Here is a 22,794-nt window from a genome sequence, read left to right on the forward strand (position 1 = left end):
GTTGGGACGGGCTATAGTCCGCCCCCATAACCAAACGTTAGGGCGTGCAGCCGACACACAGTGGATAAACAAAAAAAACAGGCATTACCTCTCTCGATCATGCTCGTCACCCTTACGGTGACGTAGCGGCGTCATCGGTCTGGGCTTATCCAGCCCGTCACCTTCCCGTTGCTCCCTCTTCCCTTTGCGCAACATGGCAGTGGCGCGATCAAACGCTGCCATCACGTCAGGAAACAAGCTGCGCGGCGCTTGAGCCTTCTCAAACGCAGCCATGACATCAGGAGATGCGCCCCTGCCCGGAGCGCGCTTACGACCCGTCAGCTGATTCAGTGACGGCATCACGCCGTCCTTGCCGCGCGCTCGGATGCGTTGCATCTGCTGCTGGTCGCGCATGAAAGCCGCAAGCTCCCGTTTATCGACCTTTTCCAGCGATGCACACTGGCGGTCGAGGCCAAGCGCCTGAAGCTTGAGCCGGAATGCCAGCGTTCCGGCCTCCTGCGATTGCTGTGATTTGAGCAGGGCGTATTGATCGAAGTAAGCACGAATACGCTTAGCGTCCTGATAATGGTGGAGTTTGTGCCGCAGGAAATTCACGCCACTAACCTTGCCTAAGAATTCGGCGAGGCCCGTGGGTCGGCTCTGATACCGCTCCAGGCGCACCTTTCGCATGAGCGTCAGATGATCCCTGCGCAGCCTGTCCCGCTCTGCCCGATGTTTTGCATGCTGCGCCAAACGCAGGCAATGCTGCCGGTGTTTAAGTGCTTCACGCTGCTGCTCCAGTACATGCCGTCGCTCCCTCTGTGCATCTTTAAGCTCGGCGAGTTTATCGGCGTAATCTTCTTCGCGGATCGAGTGTTCGACCAACTTCCGGTGGGCGGCCACGAGCTTTTGCGCCTCCTCAACGGACGGCAATGACTCGGGCGGAAACTCCTTCTCCAGGAAGGCGCGAATATCCTTCGTGCGGATGGATTTATCGTCGATCAGCCGGGGCAGTGCATTCACGTTGCCATAGAGATCGACCAGCACATAAGGGCGGTTGCCCGTTGCCAAAATGTAGCCGCGCTCACTCAAAGCCTGGACGAACGAGCGCGCACCGTCGCTCTGCTGCCAGGCCTCGGTGACCTGCCGCTTGTGGTCGTCCGTGGACAGCCCCGTTTGCTGCAACTGCGCCCGCTCATAGAGGGAGAGCTGACCGGCGTTGCGGGATTTTTCGTATCCGGCAGGAAGTGTCAGACCGTGATCGCGCGCGAAAGCCCGCGTCACCCGCATCAGTTTGTCCCGGTCGAAGGCCAGATGGACGGCCTTCTGGTTGTCAGCATCGATCCGTGACCAGACCACATGACAATGCTCACGGCCATCCTTGATATGGAATACCACGGCACGGGGCTGATTGCCGAGGCCCAGGACTTCTTCCGTGCGGCGGATATAGTCCATGTACTGATCGCGGGTCAGTGGCCCCTGCGCGGGATCAGGGTTGATCGACATGCTGTAGAGATACTTCTGGCACCGGGTCAGTATTTCGGCCTGCACTTGCCATTCCTTAAAGGCACCATGCAGATCACCGGCAATGGCTCCTCGCAGATCGGCCACCTCCGCCAGCTCATTGTCGTAGGCGTTCATCAGGTGAGTTGCGAGGTCTTGGCCACTGCCGCGCTGCGAGGAGAAAGGGATCATGGTTCCCTCCCCAGAGCCAGCATGAGATAGCTCCTGATTTCCGCGAGCTCATCCCGGCATTCCTGAAGCAGCAGACCGTGGCTGCCATCAGCGGATGAACCGCAGGCCTGCTCCAGCCGGTCGTTTATGCGGGCTGCCTGCGACAGCAGCATGGCCACCATCTTTTGATCCAGGGATGACAATGGTCTGGAGCGCGGTTCGTCCTGACCGAGCACCGCAGACATGATAAAGGCATTCATGGACTTCCCAGATTTTTTCCAAAGCGAGAGAAACGCCTCACGCTTCCGCTCGGGCGGGCGGACGGAGAAAGGGGCTGCTCTTTTTTTCGTTCGTCTGGTCATGCCATCAACATATCCGCTCTACAAATGCTGCCTCCTCTCGGCTTCCACTCAGCTGTCAGCATCGCGCTACTGGTCGATGGGATTCCAAAGGGAGAGCTGACATCTCCTTTTGGTCGGCACCGGGCCGAACTCCCGGTCGTGGTATCAGGACGCGAAAGTCCTGATCGAGGGTCGCAAGGGGCTACGAAGTGCCCTTTGCTCGATGGAGTGCAGAGGAGAGCCGAAGTCTCCTCTGATCGTGATGCAACGACGAACCGTTGCGCTGTAATCCCTTAGCAAAAATATTCCCTAGAATATTTGCGCTTAGGGATTCCCAGGGGGGATCGCGGGGGACTGGAAGTCCCCACGCAAGGTGGGCGTGGTACTACCACGCACACCTTGTGCTCACTTCGTTCGCAAGCTGGCCCTTACGTCCAGTGTATGGCTGGGGATATGAATATTTTCTAAAAAAAGCCGACCGATAAATCGGTCTCTCCTTTTCAAGAAATGTTTTGCTGGTCGTCCATAGCACGGCTGAATGTGCATGGATACAAATAAGTCCCGGCTCAAGGCAGGCAGCAATGTACTTGTACGGATTGCTTGTGCCGGGATCGAAACGGACCTAAGACGACTGATACGGATTGAAAAAAAGACGAGCCTTGCGGCCCGCCTTTTGTGTTTTCGATCAGCGATTCTATTCGCCTGATTGGTCGGTGCTTTCAATCTCGTAAAGCATGAAGTCGGAGACGACCTGCGTACCGGCTAATTTTATGAAGAAAGAACCATCGGCATTTTTCCAGGCGACACCGATGCGTTCGTACACGGTTTGCTCGCCTGTGCCTTTGCGCACCTTCGCAACGAAGCCGGGTTTTCTGGATTCAGATGTGGTGGATTTGGTGTTCATGGTTTAGCTCCTTTTCGCTTGCGGCTGGTTTATTCCAGCGACGAGCCCCCTGACAGCCAGCGGGCGACGACGTGTCATGGGCAACACGGGCCTGCACCAGGGCAACGCCCGAACAGGTGCTGGCTGGCGCGGGCCGCCCATTGACACGCTGGCAAGGCATCGGCGAACGATGGTTAAGGGTAAAGGCTTATAGCTGGGATAAAGTCAGCCCCGAAAAAGGGAGCGTTTGAACACCCCTTCCACAGCCTAAACTGAACGAGAGGATTTCGAGAGAAGGGCTGCATACAGGTCTATGTAATGCTCGTGACAACCACCTTCGGTGAGACCAAAACCATGAGCGATTTCTTCAAGGAATTTATGCGGGACGTGCCGCGTGGAGACTCCACCCGCCCTTTACGGGAACAGAAAGTGCCGCAGGCGCGATGGATGAAGCTCGAAGACATTGCAGCGAGCAGCATACTCTCGTATGACCCGCGCAAGCCGGGGAAGAAAGTCCTGATCGGTGCGCTGGGGGATCAGCTTATTGGCATCGAGGATGACCGCCATATTCTCACCGTGGCGGGCTCCCGTTCTGGTAAATCGGTCGGCCTGATCAGCAACCTGCTGTTCTATCCCGGCAGCATCCTGGCAACCGACCCCAAGGGTGAACTGGCGGACATCACGGCAGATAAACGTGCGGCCCTGGGGCAGAAGATTTATGTCGTTGACCCCTTCGGCGTTTCCAGCAAAGCAGCCCCAAAATACCGCGCCTCGTACAACCCCATGAGCATCCTGAAAAGAGGCAGCGAAACATTCCTGGAGGATGCCGCGTTGATTGCCGAGTCGATTGTCGTGCAATCAGCAGATCAGAAAGATCCGCACTGGGATGAGTCCGCCAAGAACTTTATCGAGGGCGTGATTATTCATGTGGCGACCGCCGAACAGCACGCCTCCAAGCGCCACCTCATCACAGTGCGGGAGCTGATTAAGCGCGCGTTATGGATGGAGCCGGGCGATGACGAAGACAGCGAGGACGCGCCAGGGAAACCTCTCCTCTATGAAGAGATGATGGATAACGGCTACCGGCTGCAAGACACCCCGGAAACAGAAGACATTGGCAGCTCTGTCATGGCGGCGGCGCTCGATTTCTACGGGAAGAAAGGAGCAGAGCTTTCCGGTGTTCACTCCACCGTAAACCGGCATACCAAGTTCCTCGACTACTCGGCGTTTCGCAAGGTTTTGAAAGAGCATGATTTCGACCTGTCGGAACTGAAAAGCAATCCGAAGGGCGTCAGCATTTACCTGTGTTTTCCTGCGACGCGCATCGAGATCGCCAGACGCTGGATGAGGATTTTCATCAATCAACTACTCGATACAATGGAGCGGGAAAAGACAATCCCGCCTGCCCCCGTGCTGGCCTGCCTCGATGAGTTCCCGGTACTGGGTTACATGAAGCAGCTCGAAACCGCGTCCGGCCTGATCGCCTCGTTTGGCGTGAAGCTCTGGGTCATCCTGCAGGACTGGAGCCAGGGTAAAGCACTGTATGGTGAGCGGTGGGAGACCTTCGCCGGTAACGCCGGGATCATGCAGTTCTTCGGCAATAACGATCTGGCGACGACCGAGTATATTTCCAAGCTGCTGGGGAAAACGCAGGTAGAGGTCGCACGCACGGGAGAGGTCGCGCAGGATCAGCAGCACAAAGGATTATCGGGCCGGTCGGAAGCCATCGAGCTTTACGATCTGATGACGCCAGATGAAATCAGGCGTCATTTCTCACGCCATGATCCACTGGAACGCCAACTTATACTGTGGGCGGGCCGTCACCCGATGATGTTGCAGCGGCTGATCTGGCACAAGAAGGATGGTGCGCTGGCTCCCTATCTCTAGGGAGCCAGAGAATTCACTTCTGATGACCAGGGATTAAATCTCTATGCTTTTACGAACGCCGGAACACCCTGCGCATACGCTTGTCGGGCCTGCTTTTTTGTAAGCAGTTCACCCACCACATAGTCTTTGCCCCATTCATAGGCGAGCTCAGAGGCGTAGCGGCCTTTGTAATCCTGCAACAGATAACTGCATTCGTTGAAGCTGGTCAGTAACCGGATGCAAGGGCGATAGCTTGTGGCCGCTGCATAGTGCAGCGCGGTCATGCCATACTTATCCTGACAGTTGATATCGGCACCATGAGCCAGCAAAAACCTTGCAGCTTCTGCATTCCCATATTTAGTGCACGCAATTAAACGCAGACCGTAAACTTCGGCGCGATCGTCTCCTGCATTTAACTTCAGGAGCGCAGCCTGTTCATTTCCCGTGAGGTTATATGAAGAATGAGAGTACTGTAACACCATAACAACCTTCCTTTCCGCCTTTGAGGCACGAATGGTTATACTTATAATTATGGAAAGGATGCAAGAAAATAATGGCATTGAATTAGATTACTCTAATTTACACGATTTTATTTTGAAAACGCGCAGCCTAAGCAATGCCTACGACTTGGGCACGACGGGCTTAATGGTCTTTACCCCCTACTCACGAAGACTTATCTTCTGATGTATCAGGAGGCGATTTCAGACTTTCCAGATATGCTTGCATTGCCTCCTTTTTCTGCAAAAGAAGTCCAACGGCATAATCCCTGCCCCATTCATAAGCCAGCTCGGACGCCAGGCGCCCCTTATTATCCTTGAGCAGGTAATTGCATTTTCCGCTATTCACCAACAGCCTGATGCATGGGCGAAAACCAGTAGCAGCCGAATGGTGGAGAGCTGTCATCCCAAAATTATCTTGGGCATTTAAATTAATGCCTCCCTGAATAAATCCCTCCACCTCGTCTACCATTCCTTCCTTCACTTTATCAATAAAGATACTCTCCCGGAAGCGGCTTATAGCCTCTCCGGTGTTCGGAAAAATCACAGAGTCCCGTAGGAACACAGACTTCCTGCTGGCCTTGTTGGGTAACAATGTTAGTGTTAGCCTGCCACTAACATATGTGACACTCGGAGATGATTGAGATGGCAAAGAGTTCTTAGCCTTATTTTTATCCTTGTCCATCTGCAGCCTCCGACTCCGTGCATTGAGATCCTTCGATTTTTTCTGGTATAAAGCGATATATATTGGGCAGGATAATGGGCTCTCTATAGTAAAGCTCTTCTTCCCAGTTGCTTCTTCCCGTGGGAGCGCCGTTGCGCATTAAATAAATACCATTATCTGGGGAGTTTTCATGCAGCTCTCCCGCCTGAATATAGGTCATCTTGTCTCCTGGTTCGTTACCATCAAGAAAAGCGTGCAGTATATTCAGGCTCGTTACCAAGAACCCATACCCCTTTCGCAGCTTCGTCTGCGTGTACTCGTTTTCATTGGCTTTCTTTCGGTATCGGAAGGCATCATTTCGCATCTTCAATGCAAGATTTATGGATTGCTCGACTTCCTCAATGCGCACATATTTTCCAGAGGAATCCGGAGTAAAGTTGAGAGTTATCTTTTTCTGGATCTTCTCATCGGGCTTCATGGGAAATGTGTATTTCATAGGCCTGTTAAAGACATCAAAAACAAACTTTTTCCCACCGCTATCTTTAGAAAGAAATTCCTGCAAGGCCAGGAGATTTGCAAGGTCGCCTTTATCTTCCTGAAAATTTTCAGGATCGAATAAGCTTTCATCGCTTAGAAACCTTGCTATATCTCGCATCCGCTCAACACTCAGGACTCTGTTGATTTTGAGAGCAAAGCGCCGTAGTGCTTCGGACTTAAAGGCGAGCTCAGCCTTTTCTGCTGAGTATTTATCAAGGTTGGAGTCTGAGAATGCGATGCTGTCGCGTACTTTACTCCATGACGGTAAACACCCGCCGCTTGTGTGGAGAGAGCGATACTTCCGTAAGGCAGACCGCATCTTTTCGATCTGCCAGTCGTTAAATTCGATTTTTTCAACATCCATATCCCTTCCCCTTTGATGGCGGGCGCGAGGAACCGGAGAGCAAGCATCAGTGGCTTTTGTGAGAGCGTAGCTCCTAACGCCATCAGTTGTGGACGCTGCCATGAACTCTCCGATGAAAAGCCCACTTACGGGACGCCCATCCACCAGACAAGCGACCGACGAAGCCGGTCGGCTGTCGTTCAAGGTTACGCCGCGTGAGCTGACCCCCTTTCGGGCCAAGCTTGCGGAGGGGATCAGCGCTGTTCTCGGACTGGGGTTAGCCGCAGCCAACTTCATGCCCCTGCTCGACGGGCGTCATCCGGACTTACCGGGCATGGCAATCGCTTTTGGAGCGACGGTGCTCGGGTTTCACCTGTTGCGCTGGGTCACGCGGGAGGTGTGCCGGGTGACCACCGAGATCGAACTGGGCGTGGACGAGATCAAGGTCAGACGGATGCTGGGCTGGCAGAGCTACGACCGCCGCCTGGAGCATCGCTTTGTGCTGTTACCGCATGACGGCGCAGAGCGCGAGCGGCGGCGCAATGACCTGGCCACCCGTGAGGCAGCATCGAACGGCCAGATTGTGCAGAAGCCCATTTATTACGGCGATTCCTTCCATGTCGTTCTGGTGTATGCGGGCCACCGCGTCGATCTGCTGAGCGTGTATGGCCGGAAACAGGCCGCGTCCATCGTCGCCCGTTTGCAGTATTGCGACCAGCTGCTGGAACAAGAAGCTAAGCGCGTCGGTGCGCGCACCAACCCCCATGTCGGTGCCGAATGGCACGATTCCCCCGGAGGTATTTAGTCATGTTTCAGAACATTCTGAATTTAGCGGAGATCGTGGTGGGCTACATCGCCTATCTGACTTTGGCGTGGATCGCCTTGGTGTTCGTCTGCTGGCTGGTGGCGGCGTTGTACCGTCAGGTACTGCTTTTTATCGACTGGGTGTTGCAGTGGCTGGTGTGGGGCACCGCCCGGCTCGGCACTTCCCTGAAATCCATAGTGGTGAAAGGCCTTTCGCTGGTACTGAATGCACTGTTGGGCGGATGGCTATTCCTGTACCAGCCCAGCGTACTGGCTCTGCAGAAAATCTCGTGCGCCGTGCGCCAGTACGTAAAGCTGCGCCAGTTGTTCTGGAAGTACGGACGCCAGGAGTTTGCAAGCTTCGCGCAATTCAAGCGCCACATGCTAGGTGAAGAAGAACCGCCACCGAAGCAGAAGCCTGAAAAACCAGCACCTGAAAAAAGCGGTTATGCACAGGCGCTTGAAGTGCTGGGCTTCTCTGAAACCGCACCGCTCGACAAGACGATGCTGAAGGCCCGGCACCGGGAGCTCGCGGCCATTCTGCACCCGGACAAAGAGTTTCCCAATCAGGTGTTCATGCAGCAGGTCAACGATGCCGTTGACTACATCAAGAGGGCAAAAAAATGGAGATAATCAAGCAGCAAGACAAGCCTCCGAGCTTGCTTGAAAAGGCGCGGCAGGAGCTGGCCGCGTTCAATCGCAAGGAGCTTTCTGTGTGTGAGTCCGGCTCTGCAACGGGTGCGAAGATGAGCAAGCCTGCGCAGGCTCATGGTGAGCGGATTCTCTATTGCTCAACGGTGCCGCAGGCATCGGCTGTGCTGATCCTGAAGCTGAACGAAAAAGGCGCGGAGATCATGGATGTGATCGTGCGCCGAAAGGCTCCCGCGCCTGCGCATGGCGGGGCTCAGGCCACACGTAAAGAGTGCGATAGCCGTGCGCTCCTGTGGGGCAACTACAAGGGCTGCCCACATTGTGGCAATGACGCTCTGGTTCTGTGCGGGGACTGCGGCAGCCTTGCCTGCATTGCGATTGAGGCGGACAGCTCGGTTTGCCCGGCCTGCGCGAGCAAGGGAAAGGTCGTCAACCGAGAGATCAATCTGGAGTTCTCACGAAGCCGTAACGGGCAGCAAGGTCAGCCGCAAACGGACCAGAAAATGCTGGCAAAACCGGCAGGCCAACCAGCCCTGCCCCATAGGTCAAGATAGAGCCCTTTCATAGCAGGAGATCACCTCGATGAACGTGCATGGCAGGGTTCAGGCGGAACCAAACGGCTCAGTCTCTTTGAGGAGCTTTGTCCGCAGATCAACCAATGTTTCGCATTGGGTTGTCAGCTCTTCTTCGTTGATAAAGTCGCGGCCTGTCTGCTGCAAAAACGGCTTAATCCAGAGACGGCTGCCTATCGACCTTTCATATAGCTCCGTACAGAAAGCGAATAAAACCCGTGCCATCGCGCGTGCGATGGTGCGGGGAGGCAACCCCTGGCGTTCTAATCCGCGAATATGCGCTAATAGTTGCTGCTCAATCCATGCCGTGTCTGGTTCGTTCAGAAGTTCGCGTAGCGATATAGGCAAGCTCTCTCTCATAACACCCTCCTTGGAAAACTTTGCATTATTGATCCTTTCATACTGCGCATTCTTGCGTCCAGATAATTCAGCCCGCGTGAATTATTATGAGCTCAAACAAAGAGCAATTTAAAGAAGCTGCACAAGGTGAAGATAAAGATAAGGCGCAGGAAATTGCCAAAATAAAGGAGAAACTTCAACAACGCCTTATAGAGCTTGAGGAAAAGCAGGCCATACGCCGAAATGATGATATGGAAAAAGCCAGACAGCAGATCCTGCGCGAACATAACCGGCTGGAGTGCAAACCCGCTTATGCACGACGAAAAGCGCTGACATCTAAACTTCTGAATGAACAGGCCGAACGCATCGTTAAAACGCAGAACCTTAAGGAATCGAACGAGCTCAGAGCGCAATACCAGAATGAAATTGATAAAATTAGAAATTTCAATCGCGCCGTCGAACAAAAGTCAGACATCGTGCGCGAGAGCCCGCGTGAAATCAAAACGATCTTTAATGGCCTTCCCAAAGATCGTGGCAGCCATGAGCCAGAGCGCGAGCGCTGACACTGTCTTTTCTTCTGGCTTTAAAAATTATCGCCTATGGCGATGCAGATACACCTGAAAAGGTGACGCGGCCCGAAGGGCCGCGCGCTTTTTTGACCTGTCACCGATTCCAGAACACATGCACCTGCCGGTAGCCAACCTCAATGGTGAACACGTCGCCGTTCAATTCCATGTCACGGGCCATGGCTTCGTAGTCGATGTAATAGGTCAATGACTCGGGGATTTCGGTGGTCTCCTTTGTGAGCTCCTGCGCGTAATCGGCCAGCGATTCATAGCAGCCGCAATAATCCTCTTCGGCTGCCTTGCGGGATTCCTCGACGCTGGAAAACTGGTTGAGCAACGCACCGCCAAAGTCGGGGAACTCTTCAATAAAGCAGGCAACCTCGTGCGCGGTATCGATTCCTTCGTACTCGCCCAAGGCGTAACCCTCGAACCCTTCATAATCATGGATGGCGTATTCCTCGGCATCCGGCACGGGCGATGCGGCCAGCATGGCGTTGATCTGCTCCTGGATGTTGTCAACATCCTGGGCCGCGTCAATCCACACGCCATGCAGGTAACCGCTGTTATAGGCGGCAAGGTCTGCAACGTAAATTCTGGGTTCGGTGGTCATGGCTTTGATCTCCTCTAGGGCTTCGGGTGCATGTGCTTGAAGTCCGCACATGCACCCCTGCCCGTCGGCGAGACCGGGGAGGTAAAACGCAAGGGCTCCGATAAAGGGAGGGGGATCACCCGGCCTGCACAAACCCACGTTTTTTATGGGTGCGGAAGGTCGGGGAAACCCTTTATCGGGGCGAAGCTTTACCCTTGCGTTGCGCCAGGGGTAGCACCCCTTAGCCGCTTTGCTTTCTTCACGAAAGGGATCGTCACCCCCTGCCTCCGCAGGGGCAGGCTCCTGGGCCGGGACAAGGCTTTCCATTGGCCCGGTGCGCAGCTAGCGCATAGAGCCCGGCCTGGCGGTGCAGCCGCCAGGTTCGTCCATGATTTTGTTCAGTTCAGATACTGCTTATCAGGGCTTTCACCTCACCTTCCTTTTTCCTCTCGTCACGCCTCATGCCCTTTTGGTTTTGGCTGTCGCACAAACGTCATCTCCCCTGCTGCAAGTCATGAATGACTCCTTCTCTTAGCGTTGCGGCCCCAAGCGGGTGCTGCGTAGCCGACGCCTGTGCAGGAACAGCGTCACAAGGTCACGAAGGGTGGCCGAAAGGCAAAAGGAGATATGAAATGAAACTGCTAACGATCTTTGAACTGGCTGCAAAACCTGAGCGCGAACTGCGCGCGCTGTACCGCGAGGCCTTAAATGAGGCCGCCCGCGCTGACCGGACAAGTCAGGAACGCCTGAGTGCCCTGGCTTCATTGGCGAACATCCGGCGCGTGATGAGCTCAAGGGCGTTGCGCCCTTGAGTCAACGTCCGGCAAGGCTCAGCTACGAAGCCGGATAACTAGGCCTGCCCGGATCAGGTAGCCTTGTGTCTTTTGTATAGCGTTTCAGGGACGAAATAGATGTCACCCTTCGCACGTGTTAAAGCGACATATAGCTTGTTTTTTGTCTGCGAGGCGAGCTTATGTAAGCTGCCTTTCTTATAACTCTTTAGCGTGGTGTCATTGAGCACGATACAAACATCGTTATATCTGTCTTCACCCTTCGTTTCCCCCCAGTTCTTAGATTGGCCGGGATACTTCGAGCTTTCTCTGTAGAACAGTTTAACTATGCAGTCCTCCGTGAGGATGCGGTCAGCATGCCCTTGTTCTTCGACAAACGATATCTTTGTTTCGTCTGTTCTGTTTGATTCTATTTGGATACCTAGGCTGTTGGATACGTAACTGCAAACTGACGGACTGCACCGATGGCTATTTCTTAGCGTGTCTTCGTCAACAGCAAGACCCATGCTCAGGAACTGCGTTTTGTAGGCATTATAATCGTCGTGCAGGGTACGGTTTACAGTGCCATCCCTGCTGGTATCAAAGGTGTGCTGAAAATAATCCCCTACGCATACCGCATTCACATTTGCCTTCAGGATGCCCTTCAGGAAATTGAAGTCGTGCCCTCCGAAATCCTGTACTTCGTCAATAAATACGTAGTCAAAATATTTCGATATGCGTTCCTGGACATCATTCATGGCTCCTTGTTCTTCGAGCAATTTTGCGATGCGGTTGCTGTAAAGTCTCGAATCTGGGCCTCGATACCTATCAATGCCTCTGGCAAATCTGTTTCTGCATGGCTCGAAATTTATTCCCTTGGCCATGATTTTTTGGTGCAAGATCGGCTTGTAGCAAAATGAGTAAAGAAAATTAAAATAAGATACCAGATGAATGTTCTGAGGCGAACATTGAAACCTTTTTGCAATCCTCGACTTTAGATTACTGACATTGTTAATGGTATAGGTGATTATTAGAAATCTGTGTTCAGCGTCCAGCTTGTTAACAAGGTGCGTGGTTTTTCCTGATCCGGCGACAGCTAAAATTACTGACTTATCCATTCGATAGCATCCCTGATGTATTGGGGAACCACAATGTCGCCTTCCTTGCTTTCCAAGATAGAAAATGCTGCTTCTGTTTTGTTTTTTAGCATGTAATCTTGGACGGTGAGAGTTCTTCTTCCTAGGCTAAACAAATCATTGCAGAGTGCCGCATTGTCTTCGTACAGGCATACTTCCAAGGTTGGCCTATCGTTGTTGTTGTCAAAAAATACCTTAGCCGTATCGCTAACGTAGTCCGTATAGAGATCAATGCAGTTTGCCTGGTAGTTCTTGTCATTATCGCGAATGACAGCCGTTTTCATTCCTAGCAAGCGAGAGATATCCAGGTAACGCTTGAAGCTTGTACCGTCAACGGAAATAACATGAACGTCAGACGCCTCCATGCTTTGGCCAGTGACCTTATGAAAGAACGATCCAAGAAGGATATACTCCGCATCCCCTTCAACGAGAATCACCTTCTTGGAAAGGATAAAGTCCAGGACACCATTATCTGGTGCCTTCATAAAATATTTGGCTGTGTCTTCAGGAAGTTTTGCCATCGGAACCGGATGGGGCGAACTCCCATGAAGCAAAATACACTTCCTCAAATCAAGCCTTGCGCTGATGAGGCTGCTATGGGTAGCGACAAAAAGCTGCTTATCCTCGGATTCATTAATTCTTCCAATAAGCTTTTTCATGTTGATATGGCTTAGATGGTTTTCTGGCTCTTCAATCAAGGCTATGTCAATTCCGTTGTTGACGTTACCAGCCTTTTTGAGCGCAAACTCTGCCTTGATAAAGCACTGTTTACCTTTTCCCTTGTGCTCGATGCTTGTGTCACCTTGCATCAAGGTCAGGTCAGTGAACAAGTTTGACTTGCTATCATTCTTGAGGGAAAAAGAGTAATCCTCAACTCGACCATTAAGGTCTAGCAGTACCCCACTTCTAAAGTTTTCTTTTATTTTACGATATTCATTCTGGTGCTTATGTCTCTCCGAGCCGACAGCATAAGCAGCATACATGTCACCAATATATTCTCTGGTGGCGTGTTCGTTATTGATTACAGACGTATCAATGAGGATGTGCCTTAGATATTTTTTGTACCCTGAGTATCCCTCACCCTGGAAAGTATTGAATTTCACGGTGTAATATTCAAAAGGGAAATTTTCTGGATCATTAAATAAAATTTCTTTTATCTCGTTGCTTAGCTCTTCGCTGGGAACGCACTCCATTCTTAGGCCGTCACAAGCCACGCCGTCAGAGTTGTTTTTGCCGTTTAGCTCAAAATTATTTTGCTCATTAAAATACAGCTCAACATGTAGAGTCGGCAGCTTCTCATACGTTCTTTCAGTGGAAGACAGAAAGTCTCTCACGGCTTGCGCGTTGAGAATCCTTTCCACCCCTATTGCTTCGATACGATTTCGGCTTCCACTAAGAACCAGGTTAATAGCAGACAAAATGGTGCTTTTGCCTGCCTCATTTTCCCCAATGAAAATGTTGAGCTTTTCGTCCAGGTCGATAGACATGGATTGGAAGCGGCCAAAATTTTTCAGCTTGATTCTTCTAATATATTTCATGTCTATCCCTGGTAGCTAATTCAGTTCTTTTGAACGTGAAGCATCATGCCGTCAACATCCACAGCCCGTATATAGTGTGCAGGGCTATCACCGCTGGCTACTTCCTCAAAATGCCTTTCACCGCATTTGATTTTAGCGCCCTCGATATGGCGCAGATCGCCCCACCAGGTGCTGCCTTTGGTTTCAACAACGAAGTACAATTTTTCCTGGCCTTCATCATCAACAACCACAGCCCAGTCCGGGTTATAGGTGCCAAGCGGTGTTGGAATTTTGAACCAGGACGGCAGCTTCGCGTACACCTTTACGGCTTCGTTTTTTTCCAGGTCTTCAGCGAAGGTCTTCTCTACACCTGCCGAGTCATAAACGACATGCGTATAGACTGACTTCTGCGCTTCCAGGGTATTCTTCAAATACCCTTTCAGCTCTTCCTGCTGGAAAAGCTCCTGCGCGTAGAAGTGTTCGTCGCCGATTTTGCTGTACTTAATACCATCGACTAGTGCCAATCGCTTGGTGCGATTGATGGCTTCTGACGCATAGTCAATGAACTGTTGCGGGTTGCGGGCAAAATCCTGCAGGCGATGGCTTTCCGTAAGAATCTTGACGATACTGCTGCGGGTCAGCTGAGTCTTGTCCTGCAAATCCGTGATGATGTCGGGAAGCTCGATGTCATCCTCATGGATCGTCGTGAAACGGGAGACGTCAGTCTCTTCCGCCGTAACGCCGCCCTTGCCTATCGCAATGTCAGCCTTCCGGAATTGCGCCCTGGTTTTGGTGATGGGCGGGCAATCCAGAATGGCTTTGGCGCAATCGACAATGAGCTTATCGTTGTTGAACTCAACCCGGTACGTCGTCTTGTACTTGATACGCTCCCAAAGCGCCTTGAATTCCTCGCTCTGAAGAACAGCCTCGCGGGTGCGGATAATTCTGCGGTCATCGGCATTCTTGATATCGAGCTTGCCAGCGAGCTTCTTCAAAATACCCTGGATGTCTTCTTCAGCGACATCCGCATTGCACCCAAGCTCAGCCTTGATATCGTCCGGCAGCTTGAAACTGCCATCTTTCAGAGCCGTACGAAGGCTGTCCTGAACCTTGCCCTTAGCGTCAACAAAATCTTCGCTCTTCAGGAATTTCCAGATTTTGTCGGACTGCTCGACACCAAGCGGTGCCGCCTCTCCCTTATCGTTGACAATTAACACTGTCGCAAACTGATGAGATTCAACGATGCCAAAGCGGATGCCGGTATCTTCTTCAATTTCTTTCTGAAGATTTTCGGCAAACTCTTCATAGCTCTCGGTGGCAATGACAGTCAGCGTGTTGATGTCAGACCCGCGCAGGCGCTGCCCGTCCTGGTTGACGCACAGACGCAAGCCCCGCCCTATTGTCTGGCGGCGCTCGCGCTCCGAACCCATATCGCGCAGCGCACAAATCTGGAAGACGTTCGGGTTGTCCCAGCCCTCTTTCAGTGCAGAGTGAGAGAAGATGAATTTGAGCTTGGTATCAAAGCTCAACAGCTTTTCCTTCTCTTTCATAATCAGGTTATAGGCACGCTCGGAGTTATCACGACCTGCCTGGTTATTTTCTGCCGTCTCTACAAGTCTCTCCTTCTTGTCGATGGAGAAATAGCCATTATGAACTTCGGAGGCATTTGCTTCCAGATCAAGCTCATTGAAGAGACTTTGATAGTCGCTAGACTTCGCGAGCTTGGTATATTCCTCTTCAAACATCTTGGCATATTTGCCTTTGATTGCGTTGCCGTCTTCGTCGTACTGACGATAATGCTCAACGCTATCGATGAAGAAAAGACTTAAGACTTTGATAGGCTGTTTATTCGCAGCAAAGGTCAGCTCTTTATCGAGATGCTCTTTGATAGTGCGACGGATCATCAGACGCTTAATCTCATCAGGGCTAACGCCGCCAATGGCCTCACCTGGACGCAGGGTTTCGTCGATTCCCGGCCCCTTGATCTGGATGGACTCGTTGTTTTTGCCGCAAGTGATCGTGCCGATCTGCATATTTTCGTAAATGGCACGATTAGCAACCTGTTCCAGATCGTCACCATCTTCAACCGTCAGTGTCTCACGGCTGATTTTCTTTCCACGCTGAACATCGATTTCGATTTTTGCAGTGATCGAACCTTTACGGTTATGGGTGGATTCAAGCTTTATATAAGGCTTGTTGTTACCGCCCTCAATCTGGAGAGAGGCAACCTCGATCTGTTTGACCAAGCCCTGGTCATAGGCATCGACTGCATCAAGACGATAAACCATGTGATGTTTGTCGACGTGCGTCGCTGAATAGCGCAGGGTGCAGAGCGGGCTCATGGCATCCAGTGCCTTCTTGCCCTGCCCTTGCAGACCGCCATCCACACTTTGCGGCTCATCCACGATAATGATCGGGCTGGTAGCCTTAATCAGATCGATGGGGCGCTCGCCGCCCGTATTCTCATTCTCTTTATAGAGATTGTTGACGTCTTTTTTGTTGATAGCGCCAACAGTTGTCACCATGATCTGAATGTTCGCACTAGTGGCGAAACTACGCACTCGTCCAGGCTTGGATGAGTCGTATAGAAAATATTCATAACCTTTGGCTTTAGGGTACAGGTTCTCAAAATGGTCGCGGGTGATTTCGAGAGTTTTATTCGTGCCTTCCTTAATGGCGACTGAAGGCACGACAATTACGAATTTTGTAAAACCGAAATTTTTATTCAGTTCAAAAATCGTACGCAGATAGACATAGGTCTTACCCGTGCCAGTTTCCATCTCTACTGTAAAGTCACCACTTGCAAGCTTTTCCGTAGGACGGAGCCCGCTATCGAGCTGGATGGCGCGTAAATTATCGAGAACCTCTACATCGACCAACTGAAGGCGGTTACCAATGCCAAGCTCATTTTCGGCCAGACCTAACGATCCTTGCGGACTGGATTCAGGGCGATAGGTTACCGTGAACTCAGAACGCGAGATTTCCTGTCCTTTAAAAAGGCTTACGACAGACTGTATCGCGGCCATTTGATAGTCGAGATCGTCTTCAAAATGCAGCTTCATCAGAAACGCTCCTTACAAGCTGCGCACATGGGTTATGCCATTCTGTTCCAGAATGGCAGCCATGTTGGTCTTGGTCACATCATCGATGAACGCACTGTCGCGGAAAAAGACATGCGTCTGTGAAGAGGGACTCAACTCTTCATGCCACTTGAGAATTCCTTGGGCAATCATTTCAACATCGCCATGGGCAATAGACTCATCAAGGCACACAAACAACGCGCCGTAGCCAATGCTGTATATATTTTTACCGGATACGATCTTGCTTTCCACGGGTACAGCAAGATCAATACCGCGCTTGATTAGAAGCTCATATAGAACATCCTGCTCGGTACGTCCCTCGATCAAGTGTTCCTGATGAGAGAGCAGCGTCTCTTCCAAATCATCGCGATTTGGAACCCATGCTTTGATGCTTGAGCTAGCAAGCTTGAATGCCTTAAAACCAAAGTCACCTACATAACCTGGATTTTCAATCACTATTTTTTTAGCAGAGCGACGAATACGCTCTTTACCAATATCAGCAATATTGGCAAATCCTAACTTCCTTGCCTCGGAGCCATCCGGCGTCAACTCAGGAAGCTGAACAGATATACAGCGACGATGTTGGCTGTCATAGGCATTTTGTTGAAAAACAGCATGTGCTGTTGAGCAAGACCCGGAGAAGAAGTCGAGAATAATATCGTCACCTTTCGTACGCGCGATTTCCAACAAATATCTAATCAAGTTCACAGGCTTGGCGAAGTCAAATGGTATCCCCAACTCCTTAAGCTCAGCAGAGCTCTGCCTATTCTCATATTTCCCTATGAAGTCTGAGGGAACCTTCCCCTTCTCTTGCTGATCCGTGAGCCAAAGCTTGTTATATATATTGTACTTTGATTGATTATTTCTCTCATCAACCAAAGCGGACGTGCTAGTCTCTTTAAATACAATATTACCCTTATCCAGCTCGTCTTTATAAGTTGTGTACGTCCACTTCCAAACTCCGTCATCAGAATTCGGAATGATTTTTTCGCCCTCACTGACCTTGCTAGGAAAGCTATTTCCAGGAGGTATTACAAAACTTCCGTCCGGGCATTGAATCCAGTATCTCTGATTAGGCCTTGCATCAAGACTGGCCTTGTAGAGCCGCTCTTCGCCGTAAGACTCGCCTTTCCTTGCCCCGCTCACTTCAATTTTATTGTAGTAGGTTTTTATCTGTTCTTGCGGAATCTCAGATCTAAACCCATCGAGCTCGTTAACATTTTTCGCATATGCCAAGATATAGTCAATGTTTGGCGTAAAGAACTTACCCTTAGCACCACCCGACTTCATCATCCTTGAAAATGACGCAATGAAATTTTCCTCGCCAAATATTTCATCGCATACTTTTTTAAGATTGGCGTGCTCGTCATTGCCGATTGAGATAAATATAACCCCATCTACACGAAGCAATGCCTGTGATATTTTAAGTCGTGGGTACATCATACTTAGCCAGTTCGTGTGTTTTCTTCCACTAGCCTCAGTATTTGACGAAAGCTTAAATCCCTGATCGTCGATCTGCCCCGTATACTTTAGATAAGTATCGAGATTATCCTGAAACTTGTCAGGGTAAATGAATTCATTTCCAGTATTGTACGGCGGATCAATATAGATCATTTTAACCTTGCCCGTGTAACTCCTTTGCAAGAGTTTCAGAACTTCAAGGTTATCGCCTTCGACAAAAAGATTCTTAGTCGTATCCCAATCGACACTTTCTTCCGGACAAGGCAATAGCGTCCCGGTCGAGGGGCTCAATGCGATCTGGCGCGCCTTCTTTTTGCCGTGCCAATTAAGGCCGTACTTCTCTTCGCCCTCGTCAATAACTCCTGCATCGCCCAAAAGCTGACGGAGAGTTTCAAAATTTATGCCACCCTCGCCAAAGACTTCAGGAAATATGCTTTTGAGCTGCTCAATATTTTCGTTGACGATGTTCGCGCTTTCACCGTCTTGAAGCGTCACTAAGTTCATAGCGGCCTTGTTCATCAAATGCTCTCTCTAATTTTTTCAATTACATCATTGATCTGTTTGATCTTGGTATTGAGCTCAACCTGCCGCCCCATCTGCTTCTCTTTTTTCAGCTTATTGGCGATCTCTGCCTTTTGCAGGTTGAGCTTTTCAAGCTCACGGAGCCGCTCAAGACGGCTCTCACTCGGTTTATTTTCTATATTGTCGACCATGTCCCGCTCATAACGTCCGCTATGGGCGGCGCAATTAATAGCTATGACACGTTCGCTCAGGCTTTTATAGAAACTAAGGAAATTGCTGAAGGAAAAGCTGTTGATATTGCAGTCTTCAAGGAAAGCCGCCTGCGCCGCTGTTGGGGCGGCCAGGTCTATCCAATCCGTGTAGAGAGGGGCTTCGATGACCCATTTTTCCTTGTCCGCCTGGTTGATGCGCTTGTCGGACACGCTGAGGCAGAGCTGGTTTTCCTGGGAGAACAGCAGGATCAACGGGTATGGGATCGACCGCTGCATAAAGGTCGCTATGCGCTTTAGCCGTTTGGCCGATGTGAGCTCTACCTGGAGAACCGCGATTTCAGAAAAGTCGCGCTCGCTATCAACATAGGCCGCGACGTTGATCGTGGCGGGCTTCAGGGTGTATAGCCAACGTATCTTATCAACGTCGTCCTTCAGGGCCGTTTTATCGGCGATGTCCAACACCCCGTTTTCAAGAAAGAGTTTCTTGAAAACGGGTTTGTTCAATTCACAGGATCTGGGAATTGAAAGATGATCAATGAAGGCTTCCAGTGTACCTGGCGTCATAGCGTTTCCTTGCCTTACGGAGCGTCCGTGATGATGAGGTAGGTTACAACGGCAAAATCATCAATGCCCTGGCTGCTGGTCGCGGTAAGCACTGTGCCTCCTCTAGTGAAGAGGCTTTGCACACCTTTCTCTTCGCTCTTGCCTGCAATGCTATCCACCGCGACAGCCAGCAATTGTTGGTACTGTTCCATGTCGGAACCATTCCTTGTACGGTCGTTTACCTGCCCGGCAGCATCACTATCGAGGGATGTTGCTGAGAGGCCGTGTTTCTTCAGCAGGTCGAGCACCTTCTTGCTTTGCGTGAAGTTGAGCTCGACGACAGCTTCGTCTGAGACATAGACCAGGAAATATGGCGCAAGCGGATAGTTATCATCCACCTGGACAGCCCGATGACCATCCCTGATGCTCTTCAAGCAAAAGATGACACCAGGCTTGAGGCCATCGGCCTTAAGGTCTGCATCAATGGTGACGGCGGCGTATAGGCCGTGCGGAGCCTGCGCCAGCTTGTGCAAGCCCTTCTTCATGTAGCCTGAAAGATCCATGCGGAAGTCGTTCAGGGTTAAGTCCGTGATGGAGACGCCGCCCGCCATGTCTTCCAGATCGACCACGGCATCTTTGAGCTGCTGAAGCTGCGTGCGGCGATACTCCAGGTCGTTCATTTCCTGGGCGTTGGCGTCAATGACGTTTTCCTCGCCCGTGGCCGAGACGTCCAGAAGCATCATGCGGCCCGCCACCCTGGCTTCAAGATTGATGTACTCGTCCAACTCCATATTCGGCCAGAAGTTTATGAGCTGGATTTTCGTGTTTTTAGAGCCCAAGCGGTCAACGCGGCCAAAGCGCTGGATGATCCTGACCGGGTTCCAGTGAATGTCGTAGTTGACGAGCGTGTCGCAGTCTTGAAGGTTTTGCCCCTCGCTTATGCAGTCAGTGGCGATCAGCAGATCGATCTCAGCCTTGGCGTCGGGATCGATCTTTCCGCGCTCTTTCGACACAGGGGAGAAAGCCGTCAGGAGATTATTCAGATCCGAGCCAGCCCCGGCCAGGGTCGTCTTGTTGGTGCCGCCACCCGTGATGAGGGCACTATGGATTCCGAGCTCGCTCTGCGCCCAATCGACAAGATGGGCATAGAGATACTTCGCGGTATCTGCGAAGGCGGTAAAAACGATGACCTTCTTGTTTCCGGGGTTTAGTGGTTCCCGGACTTTTTTGGCAATGACCGCTTTGAGCTTTTCGAGCTTGGCATCGCGCTGTGCGTCCACGGTTTGCGCGGATTCGACGATAGAGGCCAGGAAGACCCTATCCGCCTCAAGCTCCTGCCTGAACCGGATGAGATCCATATCCTGAAGCAGGACGCGGGTTTTGTTGCCTATCATGAACGGCTCAAGCTCGGGCGAGTCCATTTCAAAGTCGTGAATATCCTCGATATTCAGGGCTTCGATGTCGCCGCTTTCATGAGCGTCAATCTTCTGTAACAACACTTCGACCTGCGACAGGAGCTTTTGCGAAGTGAGCGTGAAGGAGTTGATCGAGCTTTCCATGCGCTTGAGCAGATTCACCCGCATCAGGTGGATCAGGCTCTCTTCCCGGTCAACCTGTTTGAACACGCTCTTGCCGTCGCCAACAGCGTTGTCATAGCGGCGGGCATACTCATCCTTCTTGTCAGTCCGGACGAATTTCATGGGCGAGTAGCCCGCGAGCGAAAGCCTGCGGATCGTCTTGTTCACTTCCTTCAGCGGCGGAAATTCGTGCGTTGAATCGAGATCGGCATAGATGTTCTGTGGAGGCAGTCGCACAGGGAACTCGCCGATATCTGCCGTGCCGTAGTATTTCTGGATGTGCTTGCGGGAGCGCGCAATGGTGACGATATCCAGCAGCTTGAAATAGTCGAAGCTCATCGTATCCAGCAAGGACGCCACACTGCGGCTTTCGGGCGGTTGCTTGACCCACTGGTTGAACTGCTTCTGGGCCAGGCGCAGCGTGCTTTCCACATTCTTGATGCCGACATCGCTGAAGGCGTCGTCGCGTCCCTCGGTGATGAAGGCGACCTGATTTTTCAGGTCGTTCATGCGGTTGTTCACCGGCGTGGCGGAGAGCATCAGCACCCTGGTCTTCACGCCTGACTGGATGATGTCCTCCATCAGGCGGCTATAGCGGTTTTTGGTGCCTTTGCTGGGGTTATTGTTGCGGAAGTTGTGCGACTCATCGATGACGATGAGGTCGTAGTTTCCCCAGTTCAGGGTTTCGAGATTGATCTCGCCGGAGCTGCCCTTCGTGCGCGACAGGTCGGTATGGTTGAGGACGTCGTAGTTGAAGCGATCCTGGGCAAGCAGGTTGCGCTTGTCGTTGACGGTGTAGATCGTCCAGTTATCCCGGAGCTTCTTAGGGCATAGCACCAGCACGCGGTCATTACGCAGCTCGTAGTATTTGATGACGGCCAGCGCTTCAAAAGTCTTACCGAGACCAACACTGTCGGCGATGATGCAGCCGTTGTGCTTCTCCAGCTTGTCGATAGCGCCCAGCACACCGTCCTTCTGGAACTTGTAAAGCTTGTTCCAGACAAGGGTGTCCTTGAACCCGGTCTTTGTCTTAATGATGCTGTCTTCGTCGATGTCATCGAGGAAGTCTTTAAAAATGTTGTAGAGCGTCAGGAAATAAATGAAATCGCCCGGCTGATCGGCGGCGATGAACTCCAGCTTCTCAAGGAGCTCGTCCTTGATGTCTCGGGCTTTGGGGGCATCTGCCCAGACAGAGTTAAACCAGGACAGTAGCTGCTTGGTCGTTTCCGGCTCGGTGATACCGGTATTCATCAGCGGGGTATCGGACTGCACCTCTCCCAGCCCGGCGGGGGTGAAGGCAGAGCTGCCGTGAACGGCAAAACTGCCCTGGCTGCCGTCTTCAACAAGGAACATATTCTGGGCCGCGTTGGCTGACCGTACCTCGGCCTTGCTGGCGAGCCATTTGGCGCATTCCCTGGCGATGCGCTTCTGGTCGAGCTGGTTCACGAGTCGCAGGTCGGCATCCGACCCGATGAGCGCCTGGAGAGGTGAGTTTTCCCAGGCGGACAGCAGCAGCCTTGCGCCGTCGATGCGGGAAAGCTCCTTCCTGAGCGCCGAGAAGCCATAGATGGTGAACAGGCCTGAAAGCACGGAAAGCTTCGATCCTGCGGCCAGGTGCTCACGCAGTGTGTTCCCAACATGGCCGTTATTTCTGTTGTCCAGTAACAAAGC

20 protein-coding genes are annotated in these 22,794 nt (G+C 51.7%); 6 read left to right on the forward strand and 14 right to left on the reverse strand.

Annotated elements, in window-relative coordinates:
- Window positions 1-84: 84 nt before the first annotated feature.
- From CKW21_RS10775 to CKW21_RS10785, 3 genes are all read right to left on the reverse strand, one after another.
- Complete coding sequence (locus CKW21_RS10775; RefSeq protein ID WP_095193950.1) at window positions 85-1,674, reverse strand: relaxase/mobilization nuclease domain-containing protein; 1,590 nt, start codon at window positions 1,672-1,674, stop codon at window positions 85-87.
- Window positions 1,671-1,913 (reverse strand): hypothetical protein, encoded by a 243-nt coding sequence (locus CKW21_RS10780; protein ID WP_095194071.1) that lies wholly within the window; start codon window positions 1,911-1,913, stop codon window positions 1,671-1,673. Before CKW21_RS10780 ends, CKW21_RS10775 begins: the two co-directional genes overlap by 4 nt.
- A 775-nt stretch (window positions 1,914-2,688) precedes the next feature.
- The gene (locus CKW21_RS10785; protein ID WP_095193951.1) at window positions 2,689-2,898 is read right to left on the reverse strand and encodes a hypothetical protein; all 210 of its coding nucleotides are present in this window, start codon (window positions 2,896-2,898) and stop codon (window positions 2,689-2,691) included.
- Window positions 2,899-3,195: 297 nt separating this feature from the next.
- Here CKW21_RS10785 and CKW21_RS10790 point away from each other — a divergent pair, with 297 nt between their 5' ends.
- The gene (locus CKW21_RS10790; protein WP_256590193.1) at window positions 3,196-4,764 is read left to right on the forward strand and encodes a type IV secretory system conjugative DNA transfer family protein; all 1,569 of its coding nucleotides are present in this window, start codon (window positions 3,196-3,198) and stop codon (window positions 4,762-4,764) included.
- A 41-nt stretch (window positions 4,765-4,805) separates the two neighbouring features.
- Here CKW21_RS10790 and CKW21_RS10795 read toward each other — a convergent pair whose 3' ends face one another.
- From CKW21_RS10795 to CKW21_RS10805, 3 genes are all read right to left on the reverse strand, one after another.
- A complete protein-coding gene (locus CKW21_RS10795) occupies window positions 4,806-5,225 on the reverse strand; it encodes an ankyrin repeat domain-containing protein (protein WP_141232940.1) in 420 nt (139 codons plus the stop codon).
- Window positions 5,226-5,406: 181 nt separating this feature from the next.
- Window positions 5,407-5,925 carry an ankyrin repeat domain-containing protein gene (locus CKW21_RS31755; protein ID WP_256590195.1) on the reverse strand — a complete coding sequence of 173 codons (519 nt, stop codon included), beginning with the start codon at window positions 5,923-5,925 and terminating at the stop codon, window positions 5,407-5,409.
- On the reverse strand, window positions 5,912-6,805 hold the full coding sequence (locus CKW21_RS10805) for a hypothetical protein (RefSeq protein ID WP_095193953.1): 894 nt from the start codon (window positions 6,803-6,805) through the stop codon (window positions 5,912-5,914). Before CKW21_RS10805 ends, CKW21_RS31755 begins: the two co-directional genes overlap by 14 nt.
- Window positions 6,806-6,905: 100 nt before the next feature.
- Between CKW21_RS10805 and CKW21_RS10810 the strand changes: the two genes are divergently transcribed.
- Genes CKW21_RS10810 through CKW21_RS10820 form a run of 3 tightly spaced genes read left to right on the forward strand, consistent with a single transcriptional unit; the run spans window position 6,906 to window position 8,793 of the window.
- Entirely contained in the window at window positions 6,906-7,589 is a 684-nt protein-coding gene (locus tag CKW21_RS10810) for a hypothetical protein (protein ID WP_095193954.1), read from the forward strand.
- A 2-nt stretch (window positions 7,590-7,591) separates the two neighbouring features.
- Entirely contained in the window at window positions 7,592-8,221 is a 630-nt protein-coding gene (locus CKW21_RS10815) for a J domain-containing protein (protein WP_095193955.1), read from the forward strand.
- Window positions 8,212-8,793, forward strand: coding sequence for a TerY-C metal binding domain-containing protein (locus CKW21_RS10820; protein WP_095193956.1), 582 nt, complete (start codon window positions 8,212-8,214; stop codon window positions 8,791-8,793). The genes CKW21_RS10815 and CKW21_RS10820 overlap by 10 nt, the downstream gene beginning before the upstream one ends.
- 48 nt (window positions 8,794-8,841) lie before the next feature.
- On the opposite strand, the gene CKW21_RS10825 is transcribed toward CKW21_RS10820, so the two are convergent.
- Window positions 8,842-9,171 carry a hypothetical protein gene (locus CKW21_RS10825; protein ID WP_095193957.1) on the reverse strand — a complete coding sequence of 110 codons (330 nt, stop codon included), beginning with the start codon at window positions 9,169-9,171 and terminating at the stop codon, window positions 8,842-8,844.
- 86 nt (window positions 9,172-9,257) lie between these two features.
- On the opposite strand from CKW21_RS10825, the gene CKW21_RS30675 reads away from it, so the two are divergent.
- The gene (locus CKW21_RS30675; protein ID WP_141232941.1) at window positions 9,258-9,713 is read left to right on the forward strand and encodes a hypothetical protein; all 456 of its coding nucleotides are present in this window, start codon (window positions 9,258-9,260) and stop codon (window positions 9,711-9,713) included.
- Between the two features lie 100 nt (window positions 9,714-9,813).
- Here CKW21_RS30675 and CKW21_RS10835 read toward each other — a convergent pair whose 3' ends face one another.
- Window positions 9,814-10,326 (reverse strand): antirestriction protein ArdA, encoded by a 513-nt coding sequence (locus CKW21_RS10835; RefSeq protein WP_095193959.1) that lies wholly within the window; start codon window positions 10,324-10,326, stop codon window positions 9,814-9,816.
- Window positions 10,327-10,937: 611 nt separating this feature from the next.
- Here CKW21_RS10835 and CKW21_RS10840 point away from each other — a divergent pair.
- On the forward strand, window positions 10,938-11,117 hold the full coding sequence (locus tag CKW21_RS10840) for a hypothetical protein (RefSeq protein ID WP_095193960.1): 180 nt from the start codon (window positions 10,938-10,940) through the stop codon (window positions 11,115-11,117).
- Window positions 11,118-11,170: 53 nt separating this feature from the next.
- On the opposite strand, the gene CKW21_RS10845 is transcribed toward CKW21_RS10840, so the two are convergent.
- From CKW21_RS10845 to CKW21_RS10870, 6 genes are read right to left on the reverse strand one after another with little or no spacing between them, the layout of a single operon-like run.
- Window positions 11,171-12,193 (reverse strand): UvrD-helicase domain-containing protein, encoded by a 1,023-nt coding sequence (locus tag CKW21_RS10845; RefSeq protein WP_095193961.1) that lies wholly within the window; start codon window positions 12,191-12,193, stop codon window positions 11,171-11,173.
- Window positions 12,178-13,749 (reverse strand): ATP-dependent endonuclease, encoded by a 1,572-nt coding sequence (locus CKW21_RS10850; protein ID WP_095193962.1) that lies wholly within the window; start codon window positions 13,747-13,749, stop codon window positions 12,178-12,180. Before CKW21_RS10850 ends, CKW21_RS10845 begins: the two co-directional genes overlap by 16 nt.
- A gap of 20 nt (window positions 13,750-13,769) precedes the next feature.
- Window positions 13,770-16,790 (reverse strand): type III restriction-modification system endonuclease, encoded by a 3,021-nt coding sequence (locus tag CKW21_RS10855; RefSeq protein WP_095193963.1) that lies wholly within the window; start codon window positions 16,788-16,790, stop codon window positions 13,770-13,772.
- Window positions 16,791-16,802: 12 nt separating this feature from the next.
- Window positions 16,803-18,788 (reverse strand): site-specific DNA-methyltransferase, encoded by a 1,986-nt coding sequence (locus CKW21_RS10860; RefSeq protein WP_218274039.1) that lies wholly within the window; start codon window positions 18,786-18,788, stop codon window positions 16,803-16,805.
- Window positions 18,788-19,567, reverse strand: coding sequence for a DUF4391 domain-containing protein (locus tag CKW21_RS10865; protein WP_095193964.1), 780 nt, complete (start codon window positions 19,565-19,567; stop codon window positions 18,788-18,790). The genes CKW21_RS10860 and CKW21_RS10865 overlap by 1 nt, the downstream gene beginning before the upstream one ends.
- 14 nt (window positions 19,568-19,581) lie before the next feature.
- Complete coding sequence (locus CKW21_RS10870; protein WP_095194074.1) at window positions 19,582-22,791, reverse strand: helicase-related protein; 3,210 nt, start codon at window positions 22,789-22,791, stop codon at window positions 19,582-19,584.
- Window positions 22,792-22,794: the final 3 nt, after the last annotated feature.

Origin of the sequence: Pseudomonas sp. Irchel 3A7 (genome assembly GCF_900187565.1) — a bacterium.
Classification (GTDB): Bacteria; Pseudomonadota; Gammaproteobacteria; order Pseudomonadales; family Pseudomonadaceae; genus Aquipseudomonas.

Excerpts from the sequence above, each read along its gene's own strand:
- CKW21_RS10775 (WP_095193950.1), bottom strand. The coding sequence starts at position 1,674 with ATGATCCCTTTCTCCTCGCAGCGCGGCAGTGGCCAAGACCTCGCAACT.
- CKW21_RS10780 (WP_095194071.1), bottom strand. The coding sequence starts at position 1,913 with ATGAATGCCTTTATCATGTCTGCGGTGCTCGGTCAGGACGAACCGCGC.
- CKW21_RS10785 (WP_095193951.1), bottom strand. The coding sequence starts at position 2,898 with ATGAACACCAAATCCACCACATCTGAATCCAGAAAACCCGGCTTCGTT.
- CKW21_RS10790 (WP_256590193.1), top strand. The coding sequence starts at position 3,196 with ATGCTCGTGACAACCACCTTCGGTGAGACCAAAACCATGAGCGATTTC.
- CKW21_RS10795 (WP_141232940.1), bottom strand. The coding sequence starts at position 5,225 with ATGGTGTTACAGTACTCTCATTCTTCATATAACCTCACGGGAAATGAA.
- CKW21_RS31755 (WP_256590195.1), bottom strand. The coding sequence starts at position 5,925 with ATGGACAAGGATAAAAATAAGGCTAAGAACTCTTTGCCATCTCAATCA.
- CKW21_RS10805 (WP_095193953.1), bottom strand. The coding sequence starts at position 6,805 with ATGGATGTTGAAAAAATCGAATTTAACGACTGGCAGATCGAAAAGATG.
- CKW21_RS10810 (WP_095193954.1), top strand. The coding sequence starts at position 6,906 with ATGAACTCTCCGATGAAAAGCCCACTTACGGGACGCCCATCCACCAGA.
- CKW21_RS10815 (WP_095193955.1), top strand. The coding sequence starts at position 7,592 with ATGTTTCAGAACATTCTGAATTTAGCGGAGATCGTGGTGGGCTACATC.
- CKW21_RS10820 (WP_095193956.1), top strand. The coding sequence starts at position 8,212 with ATGGAGATAATCAAGCAGCAAGACAAGCCTCCGAGCTTGCTTGAAAAG.
- CKW21_RS10825 (WP_095193957.1), bottom strand. The coding sequence starts at position 9,171 with ATGAGAGAGAGCTTGCCTATATCGCTACGCGAACTTCTGAACGAACCA.
- CKW21_RS30675 (WP_141232941.1), top strand. The coding sequence starts at position 9,258 with ATGAGCTCAAACAAAGAGCAATTTAAAGAAGCTGCACAAGGTGAAGAT.
- CKW21_RS10835 (WP_095193959.1), bottom strand. The coding sequence starts at position 10,326 with ATGACCACCGAACCCAGAATTTACGTTGCAGACCTTGCCGCCTATAAC.
- CKW21_RS10840 (WP_095193960.1), top strand. The coding sequence starts at position 10,938 with ATGAAACTGCTAACGATCTTTGAACTGGCTGCAAAACCTGAGCGCGAA.
- CKW21_RS10845 (WP_095193961.1), bottom strand. The coding sequence starts at position 12,193 with ATGGATAAGTCAGTAATTTTAGCTGTCGCCGGATCAGGAAAAACCACG.
- CKW21_RS10850 (WP_095193962.1), bottom strand. The coding sequence starts at position 13,749 with ATGAAATATATTAGAAGAATCAAGCTGAAAAATTTTGGCCGCTTCCAA.
- CKW21_RS10855 (WP_095193963.1), bottom strand. The coding sequence starts at position 16,790 with ATGAAGCTGCATTTTGAAGACGATCTCGACTATCAAATGGCCGCGATA.
- CKW21_RS10860 (WP_218274039.1), bottom strand. The coding sequence starts at position 18,788 with ATGAACAAGGCCGCTATGAACTTAGTGACGCTTCAAGACGGTGAAAGC.
- CKW21_RS10865 (WP_095193964.1), bottom strand. The coding sequence starts at position 19,567 with ATGACGCCAGGTACACTGGAAGCCTTCATTGATCATCTTTCAATTCCC.